The sequence below is a fragment of the Streptococcus sp. KHUD_010 genome (assembly GCF_040207525.1).
Taxonomy (GTDB): Bacteria; Bacillota; Bacilli; order Lactobacillales; family Streptococcaceae; genus Streptococcus; species Streptococcus hominis.
This window is the reverse complement of the sequence record NZ_CP157941.1, coordinates 1,140,140-1,163,593: the sequence shown is the minus strand read 5'-3', so window position 1 is coordinate 1,163,593 and position 23,454 is coordinate 1,140,140. Positions and strand designations below refer to the sequence as shown.

20 protein-coding genes and 1 pseudogene are annotated in these 23,454 nt (G+C 41.4%); 19 read left to right on the top strand and 2 right to left on the bottom strand.

The annotated features are described in order from the left end of the window. The first annotated feature begins 10 nt into the window (after positions 1-10). The 16 genes from ABKA15_RS05760 (at position 11) to ABKA15_RS05685 (ending at position 16,076) form a co-directional block, all read left to right on the top strand. Positions 11-1,348: an LCP family protein gene (locus tag ABKA15_RS05760; protein WP_049512006.1), complete on the top strand. Its 1,338-nt coding sequence runs from the start codon at positions 11-13 to the stop codon at positions 1,346-1,348. Positions 1,349-1,423: 75 nt separating this feature from the next. Then, on the top strand, positions 1,424-2,785 hold the full coding sequence (gene rlmD / locus ABKA15_RS05755; RefSeq protein ID WP_049512007.1) for a 23S rRNA (uracil(1939)-C(5))-methyltransferase RlmD: 1,362 nt from the start codon (positions 1,424-1,426) through the stop codon (positions 2,783-2,785). A 211-nt stretch (positions 2,786-2,996) separates the two neighbouring features. Then, positions 2,997-3,170, top strand: coding sequence for a hypothetical protein (locus tag ABKA15_RS05750; protein WP_186821892.1), 174 nt, complete (start codon positions 2,997-2,999; stop codon positions 3,168-3,170). Then, on the top strand, positions 3,167-3,985 hold the full coding sequence (locus tag ABKA15_RS05745) for a replication initiator protein A (RefSeq protein WP_049512009.1): 819 nt from the start codon (positions 3,167-3,169) through the stop codon (positions 3,983-3,985). Before ABKA15_RS05750 ends, ABKA15_RS05745 begins: the two co-directional genes overlap by 4 nt. A gap of 148 nt (positions 3,986-4,133) precedes the next feature. Beyond that, positions 4,134-5,486 (top strand): DNA (cytosine-5-)-methyltransferase, encoded by a 1,353-nt coding sequence (gene dcm, locus ABKA15_RS05740; protein WP_049512011.1) that lies wholly within the window; start codon positions 4,134-4,136, stop codon positions 5,484-5,486. Continuing rightward, positions 5,470-5,655 (top strand): hypothetical protein, encoded by a 186-nt coding sequence (locus ABKA15_RS05735; protein ID WP_007518276.1) that lies wholly within the window; start codon positions 5,470-5,472, stop codon positions 5,653-5,655. The genes dcm and ABKA15_RS05735 overlap by 17 nt, the downstream gene beginning before the upstream one ends. 9 nt (positions 5,656-5,664) lie before the next feature. After that, complete coding sequence (locus ABKA15_RS05730) at positions 5,665-6,060, top strand: arsenate reductase (protein ID WP_049512012.1); 396 nt, start codon at positions 5,665-5,667, stop codon at positions 6,058-6,060. Beyond that, entirely contained in the window at positions 6,057-6,290 is a 234-nt protein-coding gene (locus tag ABKA15_RS05725; RefSeq protein WP_037613274.1) for a hypothetical protein, read from the top strand. Before ABKA15_RS05730 ends, ABKA15_RS05725 begins: the two co-directional genes overlap by 4 nt. Positions 6,291-6,292: 2 nt before the next feature. Continuing rightward, the gene (locus ABKA15_RS05720; protein WP_049512018.1) at positions 6,293-6,874 is read left to right on the top strand and encodes a CPBP family glutamic-type intramembrane protease; all 582 of its coding nucleotides are present in this window, start codon (positions 6,293-6,295) and stop codon (positions 6,872-6,874) included. 75 nt (positions 6,875-6,949) lie between these two features. Then, the gene (locus ABKA15_RS05715; protein ID WP_049512019.1) at positions 6,950-7,438 is read left to right on the top strand and encodes a hypothetical protein; all 489 of its coding nucleotides are present in this window, start codon (positions 6,950-6,952) and stop codon (positions 7,436-7,438) included. Then, on the top strand, positions 7,438-9,258 hold the full coding sequence (locus tag ABKA15_RS05710; protein ID WP_186832701.1) for a VirD4-like conjugal transfer protein, CD1115 family: 1,821 nt from the start codon (positions 7,438-7,440) through the stop codon (positions 9,256-9,258). The genes ABKA15_RS05715 and ABKA15_RS05710 overlap by 1 nt, the downstream gene beginning before the upstream one ends. 17 nt (positions 9,259-9,275) lie before the next feature. Then, positions 9,276-9,518 carry a hypothetical protein gene (locus ABKA15_RS05705; RefSeq protein ID WP_024052562.1) on the top strand — a complete coding sequence of 81 codons (243 nt, stop codon included), beginning with the start codon at positions 9,276-9,278 and terminating at the stop codon, positions 9,516-9,518. Between the two features lie 16 nt (positions 9,519-9,534). Next, positions 9,535-10,389, top strand: coding sequence for a type IV secretion system protein (locus tag ABKA15_RS05700; protein WP_049512022.1), 855 nt, complete (start codon positions 9,535-9,537; stop codon positions 10,387-10,389). A gap of 242 nt (positions 10,390-10,631) precedes the next feature. Further along, positions 10,632-10,985: a PrgI family protein gene (locus ABKA15_RS05695; RefSeq protein WP_037613260.1), complete on the top strand. Its 354-nt coding sequence runs from the start codon at positions 10,632-10,634 to the stop codon at positions 10,983-10,985. Then, a complete protein-coding gene (locus tag ABKA15_RS05690; protein ID WP_350015318.1) occupies positions 10,942-13,293 on the top strand; it encodes a VirB4-like conjugal transfer ATPase, CD1110 family in 2,352 nt (783 codons plus the stop codon). The genes ABKA15_RS05695 and ABKA15_RS05690 overlap by 44 nt, the downstream gene beginning before the upstream one ends. Continuing rightward, positions 13,290-16,076 (top strand): phage tail tip lysozyme, encoded by a 2,787-nt coding sequence (locus ABKA15_RS05685; RefSeq protein ID WP_186832700.1) that lies wholly within the window; start codon positions 13,290-13,292, stop codon positions 16,074-16,076. The genes ABKA15_RS05690 and ABKA15_RS05685 overlap by 4 nt, the downstream gene beginning before the upstream one ends. A gap of 96 nt (positions 16,077-16,172) precedes the next feature. On the opposite strand, the gene ABKA15_RS05680 is transcribed toward ABKA15_RS05685, so the two are convergent. After that, positions 16,173-17,018 (bottom strand): nucleotidyl transferase AbiEii/AbiGii toxin family protein, encoded by an 846-nt coding sequence (locus ABKA15_RS05680; RefSeq protein ID WP_049512028.1) that lies wholly within the window; start codon positions 17,016-17,018, stop codon positions 16,173-16,175. Beyond that, positions 17,015-17,605 (bottom strand): type IV toxin-antitoxin system AbiEi family antitoxin domain-containing protein, encoded by a 591-nt coding sequence (locus ABKA15_RS05675; protein ID WP_049512029.1) that lies wholly within the window; start codon positions 17,603-17,605, stop codon positions 17,015-17,017. The genes ABKA15_RS05680 and ABKA15_RS05675 overlap by 4 nt, the downstream gene beginning before the upstream one ends. 193 nt (positions 17,606-17,798) lie before the next feature. Between ABKA15_RS05675 and ABKA15_RS05670 the strand changes: the two genes are divergently transcribed. The 3 genes and pseudogenes from ABKA15_RS05670 to ABKA15_RS05660 all read left to right on the top strand — a co-directional run bounded on the left by ABKA15_RS05670 (position 17,799) and on the right by ABKA15_RS05660 (position 23,432). Next, the gene (locus tag ABKA15_RS05670; protein ID WP_049512283.1) at positions 17,799-22,700 is read left to right on the top strand and encodes an SspB-related isopeptide-forming adhesin; all 4,902 of its coding nucleotides are present in this window, start codon (positions 17,799-17,801) and stop codon (positions 22,698-22,700) included. After that, entirely contained in the window at positions 22,701-22,895 is a 195-nt protein-coding gene (locus tag ABKA15_RS05665) for a thrombospondin type 3 repeat-containing protein (protein ID WP_049512032.1), read from the top strand. Further along, a pseudogene (locus ABKA15_RS05660) lies at positions 22,879-23,432 on the top strand (hypothetical protein). The gene ABKA15_RS05665 and the pseudogene ABKA15_RS05660 overlap by 17 nt, the downstream one beginning before the upstream one ends. Positions 23,433-23,454: the final 22 nt, after the last annotated feature.

The window sequence follows — 23,454 nt, the reverse complement described above, 5'->3', positions numbered from 1 at the left end:
TGGAGCAATCATGGGTAAAAAATCAGATAATCTCAGCCACCATGAGCAGTTGAGACTGGACTATCTTTACAAAAATATCCATTATTTAAATGAACGCGAGAAAAAAGAATATCAATATCTTCTGAGAAAGCAAGAAGGAGACCAAAGAGTAGAATCAGCTCGTGAATCGAGAGGTACCTTTTCTGACCAACAAGTACCTGAGAATTTTGGTTACACCGAACAGGGACTCCCTCAATATCCAGAGAGAAGTCGCCGTAATAAACGAGCTAAATCAGAGCACATACCAACTAATGTGGCTGAAAGTGTTGTAGAAAATATACCCAAGCCTAAAAAGGAAAAACGGCATAGAAAAATACGTGTGAAGCGGATTCTAGCTTGGCTTGCTTTAATTTTGGTTCTCATTGTAGGGGGCATGTTGTTCATGTTTATAAAAGGCTTGAACACTTCAAAAAGCAATCCAAATGCCAAAGCTGCCCAAACAGAAGTCTTTAATGGGAAAGATACCAAAGATGGTGTGAATATTCTTATTTTGGGAACAGATGGACGAATTGGGCAATCTTCTTCTGAAACGCGGACAGATTCGATTATGGTCTTAAATGTCGGTGGAAAAAATAAAAAAATGAAACTCGTCAGTTTCATGAGAGACACGCTCGTTCACATTGATGGAGTCAGCCAAGGTTCTGGTTATGATCAAAAGTTAAATGTAGCATATGCCATTGGAGAGCAAAATAATAATCAAGGCGCTGAATTAGTACGTCAAGTGCTGAAAGACAATTTTGATATTGACATTAAGTATTATGCCTTGGTTGACTTTTCGACCTTTGCGACAGCTATCGATACCCTTTTCCCAAATGGTGTTGAAATGAATGCGAATTTTTCAACTATCAATGGTGAAAAAGTGAGTGAAGTACAGGTGCCGGACGACCTCAATATGAAAGACGGCGTGGTTCCAGAGCAGACGATTAAGGTTGGCAAACAGCGAATGGACGGTCGCACACTTTTGAATTATGCGCGTTTCCGTAAAGATGACGAAGGAGATTTCGGCCGAACACGTCGCCAACAAGAGGTGATGAGCGCGATTATTCAGCAAGTCAAAGACCCAACGAAGCTTTTTACAGGCTCTGAAGCGCTTGGAAAAGTATTTGCTTTAACCTCAACCAATGTTCCGTATAGTTTTTTACTAACGCACGGCTTGTCTTCTCTTACCAACGCTCGTAATGGTGTTGAAAAGGTGACCATTCCTGAAAATGGAGATTGGATAGATGCCTATGATATGTATGGCGGTCAAGGCTTACTAGTTGATTTTGAAGCCTATAAAGCAAAATTAGCACAATTAGGACTCAGATAAATGATAGAATAGAAAGTGATGATGCGGTCGCTTTCTTTTTTTGGGAAATGGCAGAGATGATAGAAAGAGAAATATATGTTAAAAAAGAATGATGTGATAGAAGTTGAAATTGTGGATTTGAGCCATGACGGTGCAGGAGTGGCTAAGGCAGAGGGGGTGGTTTTCTTTGTAGAGAATACTCTGCCTACGGAATGTATCCGTATGCGCATACTGAAAGTCAATAAAAAAATTGGTTTTGGCAAGGTAGAAGCCTATCTGACGAAATCCATTTATCGAAACGAAGATGTTGATGTGGCTTATCTGAGGACAGGTATTGCTGACCTTGGGCATCTAAAATATAGTGAGCAATTGAAATTTAAAACCAAGAAAGTTAGAGATAGTCTTTACAAGATTGCTGGAATTGCAGATATCGAAGTGGCACCAACCCTTGGTATGGAGCACCCACTACATTATCGAAACAAAGCGCAGGTTCCTGTTCGCCGTGTCAATGGACAGCTAGAAACGGGATTTTTCCGAAAAAATTCGCATGATTTAATGCCAATTGAGGATTTTTATATTCAGGATCCAGTTATTGACCAAGTCGTTTTGGCAGTGCGGGATTTGCTGCGTCGTTTTGGCCTAAAACCTTACGATGAGAAAGAGCAATCTGGTTTGATGCGCAATATTGTGGTTCGTCGGGGACATTACTCTGGTGAAATCATGGTTATTTTAGTGACAACTCGTCCTAAAATTTTCCGTATTGATCAGTTGATGGAGCGATTAATCGCGCAATTTCCGAATATTAAATCTATCATGCAGAATATTAACGACCAGTCAGGTAATGCGATTTTTGGGAAGGAATTTCATGTACTGTATGGACAAGATTATATTACTGACCGCATGCTGGATAATGACTTTCAAATTGCTGCCCCAGCATTTTACCAAGTCAATACAGAGATGGCAGAGAAACTGTATCAAACTGCGATTGATTTCGCTGAGTTAAGTACAGAGGATATTGTAGTAGATGCCTATTCGGGAATTGGCACCATTGGATTGTCAGTTGCGAAACACGTCAAAGAAGTCTATGGCGTGGAGGTTATCCCTCAAGCAGTTGAAAATAGCAAAAAGAATGCTGAGCTAAACAGTATTAGCAATGCCCATTATGTTTGTGATTCAGCAGAGAATGCTATCAAAAAATGGCTAAATCAAGGTATAAAACCTAGTGTCATCATGGTTGATCCGCCACGTAAAGGTTTGACTGAAAGTTTTATCAAATCAAGTGTCAGCATGAATCCAAAGAAAATCATCTATATATCTTGTAATGTAGCCACTATGGCGCGTGACATCAAGCTCTATCAAGAACTAGGCTATAAACTCACAAAAGTTCAGCCCGTGGATTTATTTCCAATGACACATCATGTGGAGTGCGTAGTGTTGCTACAACGAAGCAAAGAGTGAAAATCCTTTATTTTAAGCACTTCTTCAAGCATTTTGTCTTTATTGAAAAGAATGATTTTGACATAAAAAAGGTACAAAAAAAGTATATTGATGTGAACGTCTGTTTGGATGTCGACTGCGTAGACAAAAAATAGATACGTCGTAAAATATATTGGTTCAGCGAGAACATTTTATAAGTGTTCTCGCTTTTTTTATTTTCAGGAGGAAAATTATGGAAAAAGAAGAAAAGTCATCACGGTATGCTGTGATGCGTCATCTCATGGCTATCATGGGAATTGATGTTGATGAAGCAACACATTTAGTTGCTGAAATGGAGAAAGCAGAGTTGATTCAATTTGATGAACTGGGGAATGTTGGACTTTTATTGTTGGAGGGACAATCATGAAGCGTATTACCGCAAATCACTATCAAACGTCAGAGCGTTACTATAAGCTCCCAAAACTTTTGTTTGAGAGTGACCGCTATAAGGAGATGAAACTAGAGGTTAAAGTGGCTTATGCAGTCTTAAAAGATCGATTGGAATTATCTCTGAGTAAGGGATGGATTGATGAGGATGGGGCTATTTATTTGATTTACTCTAACTCCAAACTAATGGCACTCCTTGGTTGTTCCAAGTCTAAATTGCTGACGATTAAAAAGACATTGAGAGAATTTGGACTGATTGATGAAGTCCAACAGTCTTCCAGTGAAAAAGGGCGTTTGGCTAATAAGATTTATTTAGGGGAGTTAGAACATGACACCACCCCAGTCTTAAATTCAGACGGGGGTAGTGTTCAAAAAACACTAGGGGGGTCTCCAAATCAGCCGGGGCCGGTTTTAAATTCAGCCCCTAGTGAGACTGAAAGAAGTGAGACTGAATATAGTGAAACTGAAAAGAGTGATTTCCTTTTTGAGGATGAGGAGGAGAGACAAGTTGTAGTTGAAAAACAAGAAGATACCTTTTCTCCAAAAGTTGACTCAGTGACCAAGTACGATCGAGATTATATTTGGGGCTTGGTTCATGACCAGTTGAGACAAGTCGGTTTATCACAGGTAGCTAGTGATTACGCCATGATTTATTTTAGTGACCGTTATCAGTACGCTTTGGAACATATGAGATTTGCTCGGTCGGCAGAAGCGATTGCGGAATACGTGTTTAATGGTGTGCTGTCTGAATGGACCAAGCAGCTAAGGCGACAAGAAACGAAGGGAGGTGATTAAGATGATTTGGTGGATACTAGGTGGAGTCTATCTCATCTCCCTTATTATTTTATTGATTGAAATCATCCGTGCACCAGAGATGGATGACCATATTTAAGTAAGAGTTTTACAAATAGTAAGGCTCTTTTTATTTTGAAAGAGAGGAAAAATGAAGTTTTTAGATTTGTTTGCTGGAATTGGAGGCTTTCGACTGGGATTGGAGCGTCAAGGCCATGAGTGTGTTGGTTTTTGTGAGATTGATAAGTTTGCGAGGAAATCTTACAAAGCTATGTATGAGACTGAAGGAGAGATAGAATTTCATGACATTAGACAAGTCACAGACCAAGATTTTAGACAACTTAGAGGGCAAGTGGACATCATCTGTGGGGGATTCCCTTGCCAGGCATTTTCACTCGCAGGCCGACGATTGGGATTTGAGGATACTAGAGGTACTTTGTTCTTCGAAATTGCTCGAGCGGCCAAACAGATCCAACCACGTTTTTTATTCTTGGAAAACGTCAAGGGCTTACTCAGTCACGACAAGGGAGAGACATTTCGAACAATCCTCGCTACATTGGATGAGTTGGGGTATGATGTTGAATGGCAAATCCTTAACAGTAAAGATTTCCAAGTCCCACAAAACAGAGAAAGGGTCTTTATTATCGGACATTCTAGAAGATACCGTCCCCGATTCTTATTTCCTCTCCGAAGAGAAAGTAGCACAGCTGGTCTTGAGCGATTAGGCAATGTTAATCCATCAGGAAAAGGCATGAGTGGAGAGGTTTACTTGAGTCACGGATTATCCCCAACCCTAACCAGAGGAAAAGGGGAAGGAGCTAAAATTGCTATATCAGTTTTAACACCAGATAGACTGAAGAAACGCCAACATGGCAGACGCTTTAAGGACAATCAAGCCCCTATGTTTACCCTAACTGCTCAAGATAGGCATGGTGTCGTTGTCGCAGGAACCTTACCAACATCTTTTGTTCAAACGGGACGCATCTATGATATTTCAGGGGTATCCCCAACACTTACCACCATGCAGGGAGGCGATAAAGTTCCTAAGATTCTTTGTCGTGAAGAAGCTCCGCATTTAAAAATCAAAGAAGCTACTAAACTAGGTTATGCCAAGGCGACAATAGGGGATTCTGTCAACCTTGCTTATCCAGAGTCCACAAAACGAAGGGGACGAGTCGGTAAAGGGGTATCTAATACGATAACCACTTCTGACAATATGGGGGTAGTCGTGGCAGCTCTTGAATATCGCAAGGACAAGTGGTATGAGGTGACAGGGATTGTCATTGATGGGAAACTCTATCGTTTAAGAATCAGACGGCTGACTCCCAGAGAGTGTTTTAGACTTCAGGGTTTTCCTGACTGGGCCTATGAAAGAGCGGAAAGCGTCTCCAGTAAAAGCCAGCTGTATAAACAAGCAGGCAATAGTGTGACCGTGACAGTCATCGAAGCCATTGCTGGAGCATTTAGAAAGATTGAGGAAGAAGAACATGAAGTTGTTACATAATAAAAGTATTAGGGAATGTACAGAACTGGATGAAGCCATCCATCAAGCTGAAGTGGAGATGACAAGTCTGATTACGATTGAATGTTTCGGCGAAGGCAAGTCTCCGATTGATAGGAGTAAAGTTTTCACACCACTGACTCAAGAATTGCAGAAGGATTTATCTGTATAGGAGGGAGACATGTTAGAAATCTATTTAAGTCGAAATACCAGTCGTAATCAGAAACTCTTTAACTTTTGTAGGTCACATGACATTTCCTATACCTGTAAAGACGTTGGCCACTTGGCACATGAGGACTTACTGGGATTATTTGCCAAAACCAGTGATTGTTTTGAGTTATTAGCTCCCTCCTTTCAGCGCTTTAAACGTCAGGAACGGATGAAATTGAGTGAGTTGGTGACTTTAGTCTTAACAAGACCAGAACAAAATCTCCGTCTTCCACTGGTGGTCAGTCATCAGAAAGTTTATCCAGATATGAGTGTAGAAGAGGCACGAACCTTTCTTCCAAGAGACCATAAGGAAATGCTCTTTCGTGAACATCTTTTTAAGGACATGACAGAACAGGAGGCTCTATGAACGAACGCTTTTGGGAAAATTTAGAAATCCTCCTCATTGATAAGGGCATGTCTTGGGCAGATTTAGCACGGAACATTTTTAAAGGTCAATACGTCTATCCTAGTGAGTTTAATCGTCTCTATCAGACTTTCCGTCATTACAAGTCCAATCGCCTTATGCCTCAACTCAAATGGGTGGAGAGAATTGTAGCAGTATTAGAGATTGATTATGAAGATTTGTTTAGGAGGTAGAGATGGGACGAATATTACTGATGTACGGAGCCATTCATGCTAATGTGCTCTTAGTTAGTCTCTTCTTAATGGGATGGATTGATGGGATAGGCTTAATCGTCTTACAAGTTGCTTTTTTAAGTTTTTTGTTGTGGTTTTGGAAACACTATGGCATGCCCAAAAGAAACATGTCCTGGATAGAGAGAGGAGTTTGGCTTTTAGGGAGCCTTGGCGTGATGGTGAGTATAGCTCTTGCCATGAGTGTCACGCTTTCAGGAATTGAGACTAACCAACAAACGATGGTAACTGTTCAGGATCAAGTTCCCGTTCTGTCGTTTATTATTTTTCTACTTAATGCCAGTATAGTGGAGGAGGTCTTTTACCGAGAAGTTTTGTGGGATAGGCTGTCTAAGCCATTTGCTCAGCTTTTGTTGACGAGTTTCCTCTTTTCCTTAGCGCACCACCCTTCTAGCATGATGACTTGGTTCATTTATGGCAGCTTAGGAGTGACATTAGGACTGGTTCGTCTCAAAACGGATGTTTTAATGTCTACTCTGGTTCATCTCTCTTGGAATGGTGTGGTTTTTCTTCTATCATTTCTGTGATACCAAAATCAAGAAGGCTTTCGTATTATGAAGGCACCCTGATTTTTATGAGGGAATCATACAAAGGAGGGAGTTATGTCTTCAGAACAACAGGAACGCCAAGCTTTGCAATATGCGGAGAGAAGTAGCCTGTTTACGGTTCAAACGCTCTTAAAGCTCTTAGAGTGGTCGGCTAGGCAAGCCCTAGCTCAAGACTCAGCTTATAAGATTGGGGTTCAAAAGTTGGAAGAACTGCTTCAAAGTCCCTATGCCATTGAATCAGTAAACGTGACCAGGGATATGTTGGATAAACCGATTGATATGGAGAAATTCAAGGAACTGATGGAATCCGAGAACCTTCCGATTGCCATTAGCTGGCAAGGGAACTATCTTCATTTCTACGCCAAGGACAAGTCTCTTTTAGACAGACACCTAGATGAGTTACTGAAAAAGTTAGTCTCTAATCCAGAAAAACTTCAAGACTTAACATTCGATAAAACCCTTGATGAGGAAATTGAAAAGGCTAAGGAACAGATTGTGATGTCAAAACCTTCTGCCGTGAAGACCAAGGAGGTGACTCTCTAGTGTATTCAGGGAAAAAAGCCATCGTCTTTGGGAGCTTAGGGCTTGTATTTGGCTATTTCTGTCATCGTTTGGTTTTGCTGTACGAGAGTCTTCCCAATCAGCCACCCATTGAACGTCTTGCTTATCTCTTAGGAGAAGGACAAAAACAAGTGCTTCATCCCTTGTGGGATGTCAACTTCACTGGAAAATCCTTCTTAGGCTTTCTCTTTGGACTTATGACCATGGGGTTTGTCTATCTTTACATCTCAACAGGCAAAAAGGTCTACCGAGAAGGGGCTGAGTATGGCTCTGCTCGTTTTGGAAATAGTCGTGAGCGTAAAGCCTTTACCAGTAAGAATCCTTTGAACGATACCATCTTGTCTCGAAATGTCAGGTTGACTCTTTTAGAAAAGAAAACGCCACAGTTTGACCGAAATAAGAACCTGGTTGTTATTGGTGGGTCAGGAGCAGGGAAGACCTTTCGCTTTGTCAAACCAAATCTGATTCAGCTTAACTGTTCCAACATTGTGGTTGATCCCAAGGACCATTTGGCAGAAAAAACTGGGAAGCTCTTTCTAGAAAATGGCTATCAGGTCAAGGTCTTAGACATAGTGAATATGACTAATTCGGATGGTTTTAATCCCTTTCGTTATGTGGAAACTGAGAATGATTTGAACCGCATGCTGACGGTGTATTTTAACAACACGAAAGGTAGTGGTTCAAGAAGCGATCCCTTTTGGGATGAGGCCTCCATGACCTTGGTCAGAGCTATTTCATCTTACTTAGTGGATTTTTACAATCCTCCAGAAAGCTCCAAGGAAGAAGCTGAGAAGCGGCGCAAGCGTGGGCGTTATCCAGCTTTTTCAGAGATTGGAAAACTCATTAAACTCTTATCTAAAGGAGACAATCAAGATAAGAGTGTCCTTGAAGTCATGTTTGAAAATTATGCTAAGAAGTATGGCATGGAGAACTTTACCATGCGTAACTGGGCAGATTTTCAGAACTACAAGGACAAGACCCTTGATTCAGTCATTGCCGTGACGACGGCTAAGTTTGCACTCTTTAATATCCAATCAGTGATTGATTTGACGCAGCGGGACACCATGGACTTGAAGACATGGGGAACTCAGAAGACGATGGTCTATTTGGTCATTCCTGATAATGACACGACATTCAGATTCTTGTCTGCACTTTTTTTCTCAACAGTCTTTACAACCTTGACCAGACAGGCTGATGTGGACTTTAAGGGGCAACTACCTATTCATGTGAGAAGCTACCTGGACGAATTTGCCAATATCGGTGAAATCCCAGACTTTGCCGAACAAACTTCAACGGTTCGTTCCCGAAACATGAGTCTCGTACCCATTCTTCAAAATATCGCTCAGCTCCAAGGGCTTTATAAGGAAAAAGAGGCTTGGAAAACCATTCTTGGTAACTGTGACAGTCTGCTGTATCTGGGTGGGAATGACGAAGAGACCTTTAAGTTTATGAGTGGCCTTTTAGGCAAACAAACTATCGATGTGAGGAACACCAGTCGGTCTTATGGCCAAACAGGGTCTGGTTCTACTTCTCATCAAAAAATTGCAAGGGACCTGATGACCCCTGATGAAGTCGGAAACATGAAACGAGATGAATGTTTGGTAAGAATTGCAGGAGTTCCAGTCTTTAAGGAGAAGAAGTATCTCCCTCTGAAACACCAGAACTGGAAATACCTTGCGGATAAGGAGACGGATGACCGTTGGTGGCACTATCAGATTGATCCGCTAAGCAACAAGGAAGCACTTCTTGATTTATCGAACCACAAGGTCAGGGATTTAAGCAAAGAAACCACACTACACTAATAGAAATGAGGAATCATATGGATCAAAAATTTACAGGCTTTGTTTACGGAGTGGACGCCAGCTCCATGTTTGCACAAGCCATGTCTCTCTTACAAAAAGGCTTGATTGCCGTAGGGGCTTTTCTTGTTGTGATGGGCATTATCAACCTTTCGACCAATATCAAAGATGGAGGACCAGGTGTCCGTAATGCTATCTTAGAAATTGTGGGTGGGGTGATGGTCGGTGCTGCTGGCGCCTTTGTTACTCAGATTACAATTTAGGAGGGCAAGGTATGACATGATAATGAAACTAACCTCAGCTTTTGTCTTTCTAGCCTCAGAGAAAATTTCAAGCGACAGCCTTTTTGAAGGCTTTAATGTGGATTTAAAATCAACAGCTGATTTAATCAAATCCTTGGCAGAATACAATCCGACCGTCTGGTCTTATATGTCTGCTATCACCAAAGGGATTATGCAGCCTTTGGGAGTAGCGATTTTAGCGGTTGTTTTGATTCTGGAATTTTCTAAGATGGCAAAGAAAATTGCGGGCTCAGGAGGTGCCATGACTTTTGAAGCTGTTGCCCCAATGATTGTCAGCTACATCATGGTAGCAGTGGTGATTACTAACACCACTGTGATTGTGGAAGCTATCTTAGCTGTTGCTTCCCACATCATCGAACAGGTGGCAGGCGTGGTGTCACATGGGAGAACAGCCTATGACACCATCTCAGGTCTTAAAGGCTCAGGCATTGTTGGAAAAATGATTGTCGGACTCTTTGCCATCATGATTTGGTTGGTTCGTTTAGTTAGTGTGATGGTCGTGAATATTCTCATTACCATTCGCTTTATCCAACTTTATCTCATGATTCCTTTTGCGCCACTGACGATTCCAGCTTTCCTTAGTGATGATTGGCGTGGCATTGGGATTGGCTATCTTAAAAATATTATGGTCTATGCCCTGCAAGGAGTTTTAATTTTCCTCATCGTCTCTCTTGTACCTCTTTTTGAATCAGCTGGAAAAATCGCTGTTTCAAATGGGGCAGGGATTATGGAAAGCCTAGCCATTATGTTTGGTAGCTTAGTGCAGGCTATTTTGTTAATCATTGCCTTGGTGGGCAGTCAACGCACTGCCCGAAGTATTTTGGGCATGTGAGAGTAGGATAGCTTAAACAGTCCAGTGGACTGTTTAAGGTTGTTCCTTGGAAATCGAAGAGGAACAAGGTACTGCTTTACGGTCGATTTCGTTGTCCGACCTCCGCAAGGACGACTAGAACTGTCATAGCTAGGAACTAGCGTAGAGAGTTCAGACGCCTACTGTGTCAAAGTCACAAAACAATTTAAACTGGACTAAGATTTCCATCTTGGTCCTTTTATCAAAGAAGGAGTTACTATTTTATGAATACACGTGTTTTTAAGGACGTTACAAAGGTTCAACACAGGGCTTGGTTAGGTTTTACCACACGGCAAGTCATTTTTGTCTTGCCAGCTATTGCCATCACCATCCTTGTCTTAGGGTTAAATCTCTTTTATTGGCAATTTGGGGACTGGTTTGTCTATGGATTTGTTTTTACGTTTACCATCCCCCTCATGTTATTTGGGGTTTATCGTCCTAATGATCTCCCCTTTGAAACCTATTTAAAATACCGTTTTCATTACGAGATGACGGTACCAGACCGCACCCTAATCGAACAGAAAGGAATTCACCATGAAAAACTTAAAACACTTCATGAAACCAAAGACCTCTTCTAAGGTCAAAAAGACAACCCCAAAGAAACAGGAGGTTCTACCAACAACCGTTAATACTCTTTTTTATCAAGGTCTCTTTCCCAATGGCCTTATGCAGGTAAGACCAGATTATTTCTCTCAGTCCTATCTCTTAGGGGATGTCAATTACCAGACCGTGGGATTGGAGGATAAGGGGGCTATTGTTGAGAAGTATTCAGATTTAATCAATTCGCTGGACGATAAAACAAATTTCCAACTGACCATCTTTAACAAGAAGGTCAACTTGGAACAATTCCGAAAAAGTGTCCTTTATCCCTTACATGAAGATGGTTTTGATCCCTACCGTGAGGAATTCAACAGTATGATGGATTCTAACTTAGAAGCAGGAAAGAATAATTTTTCAGCTATCAAGTTGATTTCTTTTGGGAAAAGTGACCAAACGCCTAAACTGGCTTACCGCTCTCTGTCTCAAATTGGAGAATACTTCAAGAGTGGTCTTTCAGAAATCGAGGCTAGCTTTAACCTCTTGACAGGAGAAGAACGAGCCAATCACCTGGCCGATATGTTACGCGGAGAAAACCATCTGCCCTTTACTTATCAAGACCTCGTGCGTTCAGGACAAACCACCAAACATTTTATTGCACCACCAAGCTTATCTTTCAAACACAAAAATCATATTGAAATAGACAATCGACTCTTACAGATTGTCTATGTTCGGGATTACGGTATGGAGTTAGGGGACAAGTTTATTCGTGATTTAATACAGTCGGATTTGGAAGTGATGATGAGCCTGCATGCCAAAGGCTCAGCCAAGTCAGAGGCCATGAAGAAACTCCGAACCAAGAAAACCTTGATGGAATCACAAAAAATTGGCGAGCAACAAAAGATGGCACAATCTGGTGTTTATTTGGAAAAGGTTAGTCAGGTGCTTGAAAGTAACATTGATGAAGCTGATGAGCTGCTTAAAACTATGACACAGACTGGAGACAAGCTCTTTGACACCCTTTTTTTGATTGGGGTCTTTGCGGATAATGAGGATCAGCTGAACCAATCCTTAGACATTGTCAAACAAGTGGCCGGCTCAAATGATCTCATCATTGATAATCTGACTTATATGCAGGAAGCTGCCTTTAATAGTCTGTTACCCTTTGGGAAGAATTATGTTGAAGGTGTTTCTCGGTCTCTCTTAACCTCGAATATTGCCGTCAACTCACCTTGGACTTCTGTTGATATTCAGGACAAAGGTGGAAAATTTTACGGGATTAATCAGATTTCAAGTAACATCATTACCATTGACCGTGGGAAACTCAATACCCCATCAGGTCTAATTTTAGGGACATCAGGTTCAGGGAAAGGCATGGCCACAAAACATGAGATTATTTCGACTAAATTAAAAGAAGCGGATAATGATACCGAAATCATCATCGTCGATCCTGAAAATGAGTACAGCATCATCGGTCAAGCCTTTGGTGGGGAAAGCATTGACATTGCGCCTGACTCCACCACTTTCTTGAATGTCCTAGACTTGTCAGATGAGAATATGGATGAAGACCCTGTTAAGGTCAAGTCAGAATTTCTCCTGTCTTGGATTGGGAAATTGTTGGACCGCAAAATAGATGGTCGTGAGAAGTCACTAATCGACCGTGTGACACGCTTGACCTATAAGCATTTTCAAGAACCGTCTTTGGTGGAATGGGTCTTTGTCCTCTCCAAGCAACCTGAACTAGAAGCGAAGGACTTGGCTCTTGATATGGAACTGTATGTGGAAGGTTCTCTAGATATTTTCTCACACCGCACCAACATCAAAACCGATAGCCACTTCCTCATTTACAATGTCAAAAAGCTGGGCGATGAACTCAAACAAATTGCCCTCATGGTGATTTTTGACCAGATTTGGAATCGTGTGGTGAAGAATCAAAAACTAGGGAAGAGAACCTGGATTTACTTTGATGAAATGCAGCTGCTGTTATTGGATAAGTACGCTTCTGATTTCTTCTTCAAACTCTGGAGTCGGGTTCGGAAGTATGGGGCAACGCCAACAGGGATTACGCAGAATGTGGAAACGCTGCTTCTTGATGCCAATGGCAGACGCATTATCGCGAATAGCGAATTCATGATTCTCCTAAAACAGGCTAAGAATGACCGAGAAGAATTGGTTCACCTCTTAGGTTTATCCAAGGAGTTAGAGAAATACTTGGTTAATCCTGAAAAGGGAGCAGGTCTCATTAAGGCTGGCTCAACAGTTGTACCATTCAGGAATAAGATTCCACACCAAACCAAGCTCTTTGACATCATGAGTACCGATCCAGAAAAGATGAGGCTTGACAAATGATACTAGATAAGAAAACCCTTAAAGCTGCACGAAAAACCTTTCAAAGCAGTTTAAAGTCTAGCCGAATTCATTACCGTAGGGAGAAGAAAGCCATACAAATAGCTCTCCCTAAGAAACGCTTTCTCACCAGACGAGCTGAGAAAGCAGAAGCAAAAGAACAGAAGAAAACTCTCAAAGAAGCCTATCAAGATGAAAAAACAGCTGCGACAGAATCTTTTAAGGAGTCTATCGCCTATGTATCTCCCAGATGGTTAAAGGCAAAGGAAATAAGAAAGTACCGTCTCCCACAAGCAAGAAATCGTCTGAAGCTTGCCCAAAAACACTTGGCAGAGGTCAAGCTAGAAGAAAAAGAGAAAACTGTCAATCCTAAGTTTACCTATCTCAAAGAGTCAAAAGAAACGAAAACTTCACGGTTTCAGTTCCAAAAAGAGAAAAATTTTGACCGCCTTCAGGCAGAAAAAGAAGTCACTTCCGCCAAACGTGAGGTTCATCAGCTCAAAAAGGCTCATAAGGCCAAGAAAACCTCTACCAAAGTTAAACGAGGGTTGCGTTTTCTAGCGTCCGAATCGCTAGATGTAGTTGCTCAAGACGATGATTTAGATGGTCTTAGAACCCTAAAAGATACCAGTCTGAAAGGCAGACGCTATGCTAGATTTACCTATCAATCTGGAAAAGTCGTCGTGAAAGGTGGGCAGACTGGACATCGTTTTGTCAAAAACAAGATTGCTCATGGCAAGGAACGGTATCAGAACTTTAAAAAGGGGAAAGGCTGGAAACGCCAAAAACCTTTAAAGCCAAGAAGACGTTACCAAACTTTTCTTAAACAGGCTGGGAAGCAAGGTATTGCAGGCTTTTCAAAAATAATCCAAGCCATTAAGGGGAGCCTGACCTTCTTTTCAGCTCTTATCACAAATCCCATGACTTGGGTGGTATCAGGCCTGTTGTTTCTGTTTCTTCTCATGATGAGTTTTGTCATGGGGATTTCAGGAACCAGTCTCATCCAACAAGATGAGATAGAGTTGACCAAGAGTTATACCCATCTGACCTGGGAGGATGCGGAGCACACGAGAACCAATGATAAAGGCATTACCTACTACACTAAGATTGATGAGGTCATGGCCTTCATGAATCATAAGTATCAGGATTATGCCTTAGACGAAGTGATGGAAGAAAGTCCTCAAACCTATCAAGCTTATTTGAGTCAGCTTTGGCAGGACTTAAATGGTGGCTCATCTATTCAGTCCATGTCAGACTTAACTAAAAATCCTCTTTATAAACTCTCAGATGAAGAACGAGCAGACCTGAAGGAATTAAGCGAGGAAGGAACTTACCTTTCCCTTCAGGAATTGGAGAATCTCTTTCAAGGACAAACGGAAGATGACGCTCTAACCATGACCGTTCGCTATGGCTACGAGGTGATGGATGAGAAACCAATGCTTCATCATCACATCACTTTAGAGGCTAAAGAGAACCAAGTGATTGTGGCACCTATGGATGGGAAAGTCTCTCTTGATGGGGATAATATTATCCTCACATCAGGCAAAGGACTAAACAAAGCTCAACTCACTCTTTATAATGTTCATACTGGTCGAGTGACGGCTGGTCAGCGAGTCCAAGCAGGAGAGGTTATTGGCCAAACTAAAGATGGTACGGGGCTAAAAGTCACCTATCAAAAGGTGGATGATGACACGGACAAGTTGGTTTATGTCAATCCAGCCTTTTACTTTCCTAAAGTGATTCAGCTTCAAACCACTATTATACCAGCCATTGGTCAGTTTGGCGGGGATGAGTTTGCGAGAGCGAAAGCGATCTATGAGTACCTGAGAAGTCAAGGAGCGACCAATCAAGCCATCGCAGCTGTCCTAGGAAACTGGTCGGTAGAATCCTCTATCAATCCCAAACGAGCTGAAGGCGACTACCTATCTCCTCCAGTTGGGGCAAGAGAAAACTCTTGGGATGATGAGGGGTGGCTATCTCTGGGTGGTCCAGCCATTTATAACGGTCGTTACCCTAATATCTTGAGACGTGGACTAGGGCTAGGACAGTGGACAGATACTGCTGATGGGTCACGCCGTCACACACTTTTGTTAGAATATGCCAAACGAAAGAATCAGAAGTGGTATGACTTAGGCTTACAACTGGACTTCATGTTGCATGGGGATAGTCCCTATTACACCAACTGGTTAAAGGACTTTTTCAAACATTCAGGAAGTCCAGCAAACCTTGCTCAACTCTTTCTCATTTATTGGGAAGGAAATAGTGGAGATAAGCTCTTAGAGCGCCAAACCAGAGCAACCGAGTGGTATTACCAAATCGAAAAAGGGTTTAGCCAGCCGAATGGTGGGACTGCCCAAAGTGATCCCAAAGCTTTGGAAGCTGTTCGTGGTGACCTCTATGACAATTCTATCCCAGGTGGTGGTGATGGTATGGGCTATGCCTACGGTCAATGTACATGGGGAGTGGCTGCACGGATTAACCAATTAGGATTGAAACTCAAAGGCAGAAATGGTGAGAAAATTCCGATTATCAATACCATGGGCAATGGTCAAGATTGGGTACGAACTGCGGCTAGTCTCGGTGGTGAAACAGGAACCATCCCTAAAGCAGGAGCGATTGTCTCCTTTGCGGGTGGACAGTACGGGCATGTGGCATTTATTGAGAAAGTTTATCCAGATGGGTCATTTCTTATCTCAGAGACCAACTATAATGGCAATCCCAACTATACCTTCCGCAAGTTATCAGGAGTGGATAGTACCATCAGTTTTGCCTACACAACGAAATAAAAAGGATATGCTAACAAAGTATAAAAATGTTAGCATATTCTTTTTGTTTTTTTATGGCAAGGTCAGCTGCTAGCTTTAAAGTCTTTCAGTCACGACTTAAACGTTATGATTAGAATTGAGAGCTATCAAGAGGCTGATAATCTCATTAAGTATATCTGTGAATAGAATGTCTTTTGTATAGCTATATTTTTTTGAATAATTTTGCCATTGTTGCTGTTGAATAGAGTCAGATTTGAATCTCTCCAGTAGTTCAATGATTTTATTGAAATCGAGTTCAGTTTCACGATAGGAAAAGGTTCTTTCACAAGCAATTTTTAATTGTGAAAAATCAATGTCATCTTTCTTTAGCTTTGAAAGGATATAGACATCGTAAAAATCTTTGCTGCGACTGTTCAAGAAATTTCGTGAATAAATGGTTTGGAGTTTTTCAGCTAAGATTGTTTCAATCGTATAAGCAATGATTGGAAAATTGTCATCATCAAAAATGGCTTTGTAGTCATAGGTAGCAGGGTAAGGTGTGACAATGTCTCCAGTCGCAATATCTAAATGGATAATTTGTTTAATATTTTCGAGTTGACATAAAATGGTTGCTCGGTAACCACCATAATCATCGCTTTCCTTAATAGCTGTTATGGATTGAATTGAAAATTGAATACCATCTTTCGATTCAGTTAAAATTTCTTCAAGCTGTTGTTGAATATTTTCTTCTGATAAAGTTTGTTTATGAAACAGGAAGTCAATATCCGCCGTACTACGAGATTCGACCCCAATGACGTTTGAAAGTAGGAACCCACCTTTAAAAATATAGTGATTCGAATAAGAACTCTGACTTAATTTTTTCAGAATAGCTTCAAGAAAGTAATAGGTCATGACGGAATTAAAAGTTAATCCAGTATTCTTCGATATTTTATGGCAGAGTGCTGTTAATTTTGCTTTATTCATAGTAGTACCTCCAAGGTTCGTTTAACTTCATCTAAGATATTCAGTTTTTGAGCATATTCATAGAGCTTTGAGAGATTTTTTTTAGGGAAGTTGCTATAAGTTTGAAGTGTTTTAACAAATAGCTCAGCATCAATGCTATCTCGATTAAGGATAAAATCACACAGAACACGTTCAAAATTATAAACGTTAACGGTGTTTCCCATTGGAGTTTTTACACTGGTGACCCCGAGGTTGACAATGTCTTTAGAAACAGTGTGGATATTTAAATTTAATGGTGTATTCCTAAAACGGTAGTCCCTTGGGACTGTTACTTCAAAATATTGAGGAATTTCATCTGTAAGTCTCTGTAGATAAAGAGCAGAGATATGAGAAAAAACAGTTCTGGGGTAACGATACTGAAAGAAATAGTATTCATCATAATCTCCACTAGAGGACAGATAGATTCCTTTATCGACCCTAAAGATAACCCCTTCGTTTTCTAGTCTAGTTAGATAAATGGTTGGAATACCTAATTTTTTACAATCTCTATGAGTAATCATGCCATTGTGACTGTCTAAGTACTCAAGTAACAATTCTTTTTTAGACATATTCGACCCTTTCTTTGTTGCTTTTGTACCGCAATTTTAACATTTTTACGGCACAAAAGCAACATTTTTAGATGTTATACATACAGTTTACTATTCTCTTACTTGATGTGATACCAAAATCAAGGCTTCTTTTTTATGATGGGGAAAGAGTGACAGTTTGTTGCTACTTATCAAAAGAAAAGAAGGATTAGTTATGACAAAACAATGTCATCATCACTTTTTAGTGAATCAGGAAAAAGCAGAGAAGCATGTCTTTCGTAAAAGTAAGAAGTATCGTACGCTTTGTTCGGTAGCTATTGGAACAATGGTCACAGCTATTGTCGCATGGGGTGGTGCAGTGGCGCAGGCTGACGAAGTAACGACACCACAGGATAACATCATTCAACGAACGGAAAATCCTGCAACCAATTTGCCTCAAGCACAGCCAGCACCAGTTGTGGAACAGACGAAGCGTCTTGATTCAACTGGTCAAACAGACGGTGCTATCACGGTTACGGTTCCTCATGATACAGTAACCCAAGCTGTCAATCAAGCGAAAGCAGAAGGTGTCAAGACTGTTCAGGACCAATCGATGGATTTGGGCAACACGACATCAGCTAGTGAGACTAACCAACAATTAGCTAAAGCTGAAGCAGATGCTACCAAACAAGCTGAGGAGATTTCTACGGTCACAGAGAACTACAAATCTGCTAAAGCAACCTATGAGCAAGATAAAACACGTATTGAAAATGGGAATGCTGCGTTAGAGGCCAGTCACAAAGAAGCGACTCAAGCAGGAAATGGCTCAAACAGTTTGGTGGATAGCACAATTTCGAAGTTGAAAAGTAAAGATAAGTCTGCTGATGTGACCGTAACGACTCAAACGGTATCGTCAGGAGATGGCTCGACTGTTTCAGGCTATCAGGATTACATATCTTCAGTAGCTACTATTGATCAGAAAAATAAGGAGAATCTTGCAGAATATGTGACCAAGAAAAAAGCCGCAGACGTCCTTGTTGCGAAGAACTTTGCTACTCAAAAGGAAAATGAAACTGGTCTAGCTAAGGCCAAGGCTGATAATGAAGCGATTGACAAACGCAATCAAGCCGGACAAAAAGCGATTGATGACGAAAACAAAGCAGGTCAAGCTGCTGTTGATAAGTACAATAACAACCAACAGAAATTGGCCACAGATCGTGCGGATGAAATTGCAGCTATCACCAAACGCAACAAGGAAAAAGAAGAAGCCGCAAAGAAAGAAAATGAAGCCATTGACGCTTATAACGCAAAAGAACTGAACCGCTACAAGCGTGATTTAGCGGAGATTTCAAAAGGGGAAGAGGGATATATTTCAGAAGCCCTTGCTCAAGCTCTAAACTTGAATAATGGTGAGCCGCAGGCTAGACATGGCGCAACTACTCGCAATCCAGACCGTATTATTGCGAAAGGCGATGCAATGCTTGGAGGCTATTCTAACATTTTAGATTCCACAGGTTTCTTTGTATATGACTCTTTTAAGACAGGTGAAACCTTAAGCTTCACTTATCAAAACTTACAAAATGCCCGATTTGATGGGAAGAGAATTAGTCGTATCACTTATGATATTACTAATCTTGTTTCACCAACTGGCACCAATGCAGTACAGTTAGTCGTGCCAAACGATCCAACAGAAGGTTTTATTGCTTACCGAAATGATGGAACAGGAAATTGGCGAACCGATAAGATGGAGTTCCGTGTCAAAGCCAAGTATTTTTTGGAAGATGGAACGCAAGTAGCTTTCACCAAGGAAAAACCAGGTGTCTTTACCCATTCCTCACTGAATCATAATGATATCGGTCTGGAATATGTGAAGAATTCGTCTGGTAAATTTGTGCCTATCAATGGCTCAACGATTCAAGTGACAAATGAAGGCTTGGCTCGTTCACTAGGTTCAAACCGTGCCAGTGACTTGAAGTTGCCAGAGGAATGGGATACTACGTCTAGTCGTTATGCCTATAAAGGTGCGATTGTCTCAACCGTCACATCAGGGAATACCTATACAGTGACTTTTGGGCAGGGAGACATGCCAATGCAGGTGGGTGGAAAGACCTATTGGTTTGCTTTAAATACTTTGCCCGTCGCACGAACTGTTAAACCATATCGTCCCAAACCATATGTGACCCCAAAACTGGATCCCGTACCTGATCCGATTAAGGTGGTGCCAAAAACTTTCACACCAAAGACGTTTACGCCCGAACTACCTGTGACTTTTAAAGAGAAACCACTAGAGAAAGTGACACAACCTAGCTTGACCTTAACAAAGGTCACTTTGCCGAAAATTCCTACTTCAAAACCCTTGCCCAAAGCACCACAAGTGCCAATGGTTCACTACCATGACTACCGTCTGACAACAACGCCCGAAATTATGAAAAAAGTGGTGAATACAGACCAAACTAATCTTCATGGCAAAACAGTCGCAAAGGCTTCAACTGTTATTTACCCACTGACAGTAGACGCTTTTTCTTCCAATCGTGCCAAAACAACAAGCCTTACTTTCGAAGACTACCTGCCAGCAGGCTATGTGTTTGATAAGGAAAAAACACAAGTGGAGAACGGAAACTATGAGGTGACCTTTAATCAAGAAAAGAACTTTGTGACCTTAACTGCCAAGGAAAACTTGTTGCAGGAGGTTAATAAAGACTTAACCAAGGTTTATCAACTGACCGCCCCAAAACTTTATGGAACTGTTCAAAATGATGGGGCCACTTATTCCAACAGCTATAAGCTCTTGATGAACAAGGGAACACCAAATGCTTATACCGTCACTTCAAATGTTGTAACCATTCGGACACCAGGTGATGGAGATACGACCAGCCACATTGTACCTCAGAAACGCAATGAAAATGAGGACGGTGTCGTCATTAACGATACCGTGGTTGCTTTAGGAACCACCAATCACTACCGTTTGACTTGGGATTTAGACCAATACAAGGGAGATAGCTCTTCTAAAGAGACCATTGCACGTGGCTTCTTCTTTGTGGACGACTACCCTGAAGATGTGCTGGATTTAGTGGATCAGGGAACAGTCATCACCACTCGTGATGGCAAGTCTGTGTCAGGAATTTCTGTCAAAGCTTACGCTTCTATAAAGGATGCTCCTAAAGACCTTCAAGACAAACTGGCTCGTGCCAAGATCACACCAAAAGGGGCCTTTCAAGTTTTCATGCCTCACGATAATCAAGCCTTCTATGACCAGTACGTTAAAACAGGAACTTCATTGGAACTGCTAACCAAAATGACCGTTAAAGAGAGTCTTTATGGTCAAACTGTTAACTACAAGAATAAGGCTTATCAAGTCGATTTTGGCAATGGCTACGAAACCAAGGAAGTGACCAATACCCTCGTTTCTCCAGAGCCTAAGAAACAAAACCTGAATAAGGATAAGGTGGACATCAATGGGAAGCCCATGCTTGTGGGAACTAAAAACCATTATACGATGTCATGGGACTTGGACCAATACCGAGGCATTAAAGCAGATAAGGCTCAAATTGCACAAGGGTTTTACTTTGTAGATGATTATCCCGAAGAAGCCCTATTACCAAATGAAACAGCTATTCAGCTAACCACATCTGATGGTAAAGCAGTATCAGGTGTTACGGTGAAAACTTATTCTAGCTTATCAGAAGCGCCTAAAAATCTACAAGCAGCCCTTTCTAAACGAAAGTTTGAGCCTAGAGGAGCCTTCCAAGTCTTTATAGCAGAAGACCCTCAAGCCTTTTATGATACTTATGTGACTAAGGGACAAAACATTACTATTACACTGCCTATGACCGTTCGGGAATCCATGCTTCATTCAGGGAAGTCTTATGATAATGTGGCTTATCAAGTGGACTTTGGGCAAGCCTATAAGACCAACACGGTGACTAATCATGTACCCAAAGTTACTCCACACAAGTTTAATACTAATAAAGCAGGCAGCACAATTGATGGCAAGACCATTCTTCCTAATACCATCAATTACTATAAAATGGTTCTGGATTACAGTCAGTACAAGGACTTGGTAGTGACAGATGATACCCTTGCTAAAGGTTTCTATATGGTAGATGACTATCCCGAAGAAGCTCTGACTTTAAATCCAGATGGTGTTCACATCATGGATAAGTCAGGCAATCTTGTCAAAGGTGTCTCTGTTAAAACCTACGCCAACCTATCAGAAGCCCCCAAAGTCATTCAAGAAGCTATGGCCAAACGCCAGTTTACACCCAAAGGAGCCATTCAAGTCTTAAGTGCCGATAATCCTAAAGCCTTTTATGAGACTTATGTTAAAACAGGTCAAACCTTAGTCGTGACACTGCCGATGACCATTAAGAATGAGCTGACAAAGACTGGTGGCAAGTATGAAAATACGGCTTATCAGATTGATTTTGGCTTGGCTTACGTGACAGAAACCGTGGTCAATAATGTGCCAAAACTAGATCCACAAAAAGATGTGGTGGTTGATTTGTCTCAAAAGAAGAGCCTTGACGGCAAAAGTCTTGCTATGAATCAGGTCTTTAACTATCGCTTAGTAGGGGCACGCATTCCAGCTAATCGTGCGACACCGCTCATTGACTATCGTTTTAACGATGATTACGATGAAAGTCACGATGCCTATAACGGTGTCTATAAGGCTTATACTTTGGTGGATGTCACTCTAAAAGATGGAAGTGTTCTACCAAAAGGTACAGAAGTGACCAAGTACACGCTACAAGAGGTGGATACTTCAAAAGGCACAGTCACCATTCGCTTTGATAAAGATTTTTTAGAAGGTCTCGCAGAAAAATCTGAATTTCAAGCAGATGTTTACTTGCAGATGAAACGAATCGCTTCAGGTGAGGTGGAAAATACAGTGCTTCATACTGTTAATGGTTATACCATCAGTTCAAACACCGTTAAGACGCACACTCCTGAACCAGAACCACCAACTCCAAATCAGCCAACACCATCACAACCACCAGTTGAGACTCCTGAGCCGCCAGTTCCTGCTAGTGTTCTCCCAAATACAGGGGAGAGTCAGTCTCTCTTGACGCTTGTTGGTGGAGGACTTCTTCTCGGTCTAGCTTATGGCTTTTCAAAGCGGAAAATGGAGGACAACTAGATGAAACCAAAAACAATTTACAATACGGATTCTGACCAGGATGGCTTAACGGACGCTGTGGAACTAGATCGAGGAACCAATCCCTTGAGCAGTGACACGGATAGTGATGGCCTAACGGATCTTGAAGAAGTACAACAAGGTTTATGGCCAACTCAACATCAGCGTAAGGAGAGAAGCTATGACTTGGAACTATGAAACCATTTCTAAGACATTTTCAGAGATGGCACGCGAGAAAACTATGAAGATATGGTTAAAGCCTTTCTAGCCATGGAGTTAAGTGTTGATAATATGTCACTACTTGATACCCTCTATCGTGACTTTATGGCAATAGATGACTTGCCTTTGGTTAGTGATGATTTACGCCTAAAGGCAGAAGGATATCAGGAACAGCTTCAAGAAGAGCTGACCGATTTGTTAGATAAACTCTATCTAACAGGGGAGGGAGCTAGTTTCATCATGGAAGTGATAGCGTCCAACAACATTTCAGACACCCTTGCTCGGTATGAGGTTTTGGATGAGGACGATTATTCGTCTCTCACCTTAGAAACCTTGCAAGACATTATCCAAAAGGACTTGTCTCTAACTAGCCAAGATTATTTTGGAGATGTGACCTACATTGCCTTGCAGAAAGATTTGTTAGACCAGAGAAGCCATTTCTTACAACAGTATGTGACGACTTTAATGGATAAGTTGCCACAAGAAAAAGACCAAAGAGCCTTGGTCCTAGATTAAAGCAGTGGGCTGAGAACATTTC

What these genes read in the sequence shown, in the direction of transcription:
- ABKA15_RS05735 (WP_007518276.1), top strand. Translation starts at nt 5,470, where the DNA reads ATGAAGTTGTTACATAATAAAAGTATTAGGGAATGTACAGAACTGGAT.
- ABKA15_RS05680 (WP_049512028.1), bottom strand. Translation starts at nt 17,018, where the DNA reads ATGAATAAAGCAAAATTAACAGCACTCTGCCATAAAATATCGAAGAAT.
- rlmD (WP_049512007.1), top strand. Translation starts at nt 1,424, where the DNA reads ATGTTAAAAAAGAATGATGTGATAGAAGTTGAAATTGTGGATTTGAGC.
- ABKA15_RS05695 (WP_037613260.1), top strand. Translation starts at nt 10,632, where the DNA reads ATGAATACACGTGTTTTTAAGGACGTTACAAAGGTTCAACACAGGGCT.
- ABKA15_RS05700 (WP_049512022.1), top strand. Translation starts at nt 9,535, where the DNA reads ATGATAATGAAACTAACCTCAGCTTTTGTCTTTCTAGCCTCAGAGAAA.
- ABKA15_RS05705 (WP_024052562.1), top strand. Translation starts at nt 9,276, where the DNA reads ATGGATCAAAAATTTACAGGCTTTGTTTACGGAGTGGACGCCAGCTCC.
- ABKA15_RS05690 (WP_350015318.1), top strand. Translation starts at nt 10,942, where the DNA reads ATGAAAAACTTAAAACACTTCATGAAACCAAAGACCTCTTCTAAGGTC.
- ABKA15_RS05715 (WP_049512019.1), top strand. Translation starts at nt 6,950, where the DNA reads ATGTCTTCAGAACAACAGGAACGCCAAGCTTTGCAATATGCGGAGAGA.
- ABKA15_RS05745 (WP_049512009.1), top strand. Translation starts at nt 3,167, where the DNA reads ATGAAGCGTATTACCGCAAATCACTATCAAACGTCAGAGCGTTACTAT.
- ABKA15_RS05720 (WP_049512018.1), top strand. Translation starts at nt 6,293, where the DNA reads ATGGGACGAATATTACTGATGTACGGAGCCATTCATGCTAATGTGCTC.
- ABKA15_RS05670 (WP_049512283.1), top strand. Translation starts at nt 17,799, where the DNA reads ATGACAAAACAATGTCATCATCACTTTTTAGTGAATCAGGAAAAAGCA.
- ABKA15_RS05685 (WP_186832700.1), top strand. Translation starts at nt 13,290, where the DNA reads ATGATACTAGATAAGAAAACCCTTAAAGCTGCACGAAAAACCTTTCAA.
- dcm (WP_049512011.1), top strand. Translation starts at nt 4,134, where the DNA reads ATGAAGTTTTTAGATTTGTTTGCTGGAATTGGAGGCTTTCGACTGGGA.
- ABKA15_RS05675 (WP_049512029.1), bottom strand. Translation starts at nt 17,605, where the DNA reads ATGTCTAAAAAAGAATTGTTACTTGAGTACTTAGACAGTCACAATGGC.
- ABKA15_RS05750 (WP_186821892.1), top strand. Translation starts at nt 2,997, where the DNA reads ATGGAAAAAGAAGAAAAGTCATCACGGTATGCTGTGATGCGTCATCTC.
- ABKA15_RS05725 (WP_037613274.1), top strand. Translation starts at nt 6,057, where the DNA reads ATGAACGAACGCTTTTGGGAAAATTTAGAAATCCTCCTCATTGATAAG.
- ABKA15_RS05760 (WP_049512006.1), top strand. Translation starts at nt 11, where the DNA reads ATGGGTAAAAAATCAGATAATCTCAGCCACCATGAGCAGTTGAGACTG.
- ABKA15_RS05730 (WP_049512012.1), top strand. Translation starts at nt 5,665, where the DNA reads ATGTTAGAAATCTATTTAAGTCGAAATACCAGTCGTAATCAGAAACTC.
- ABKA15_RS05665 (WP_049512032.1), top strand. Translation starts at nt 22,701, where the DNA reads ATGAAACCAAAAACAATTTACAATACGGATTCTGACCAGGATGGCTTA.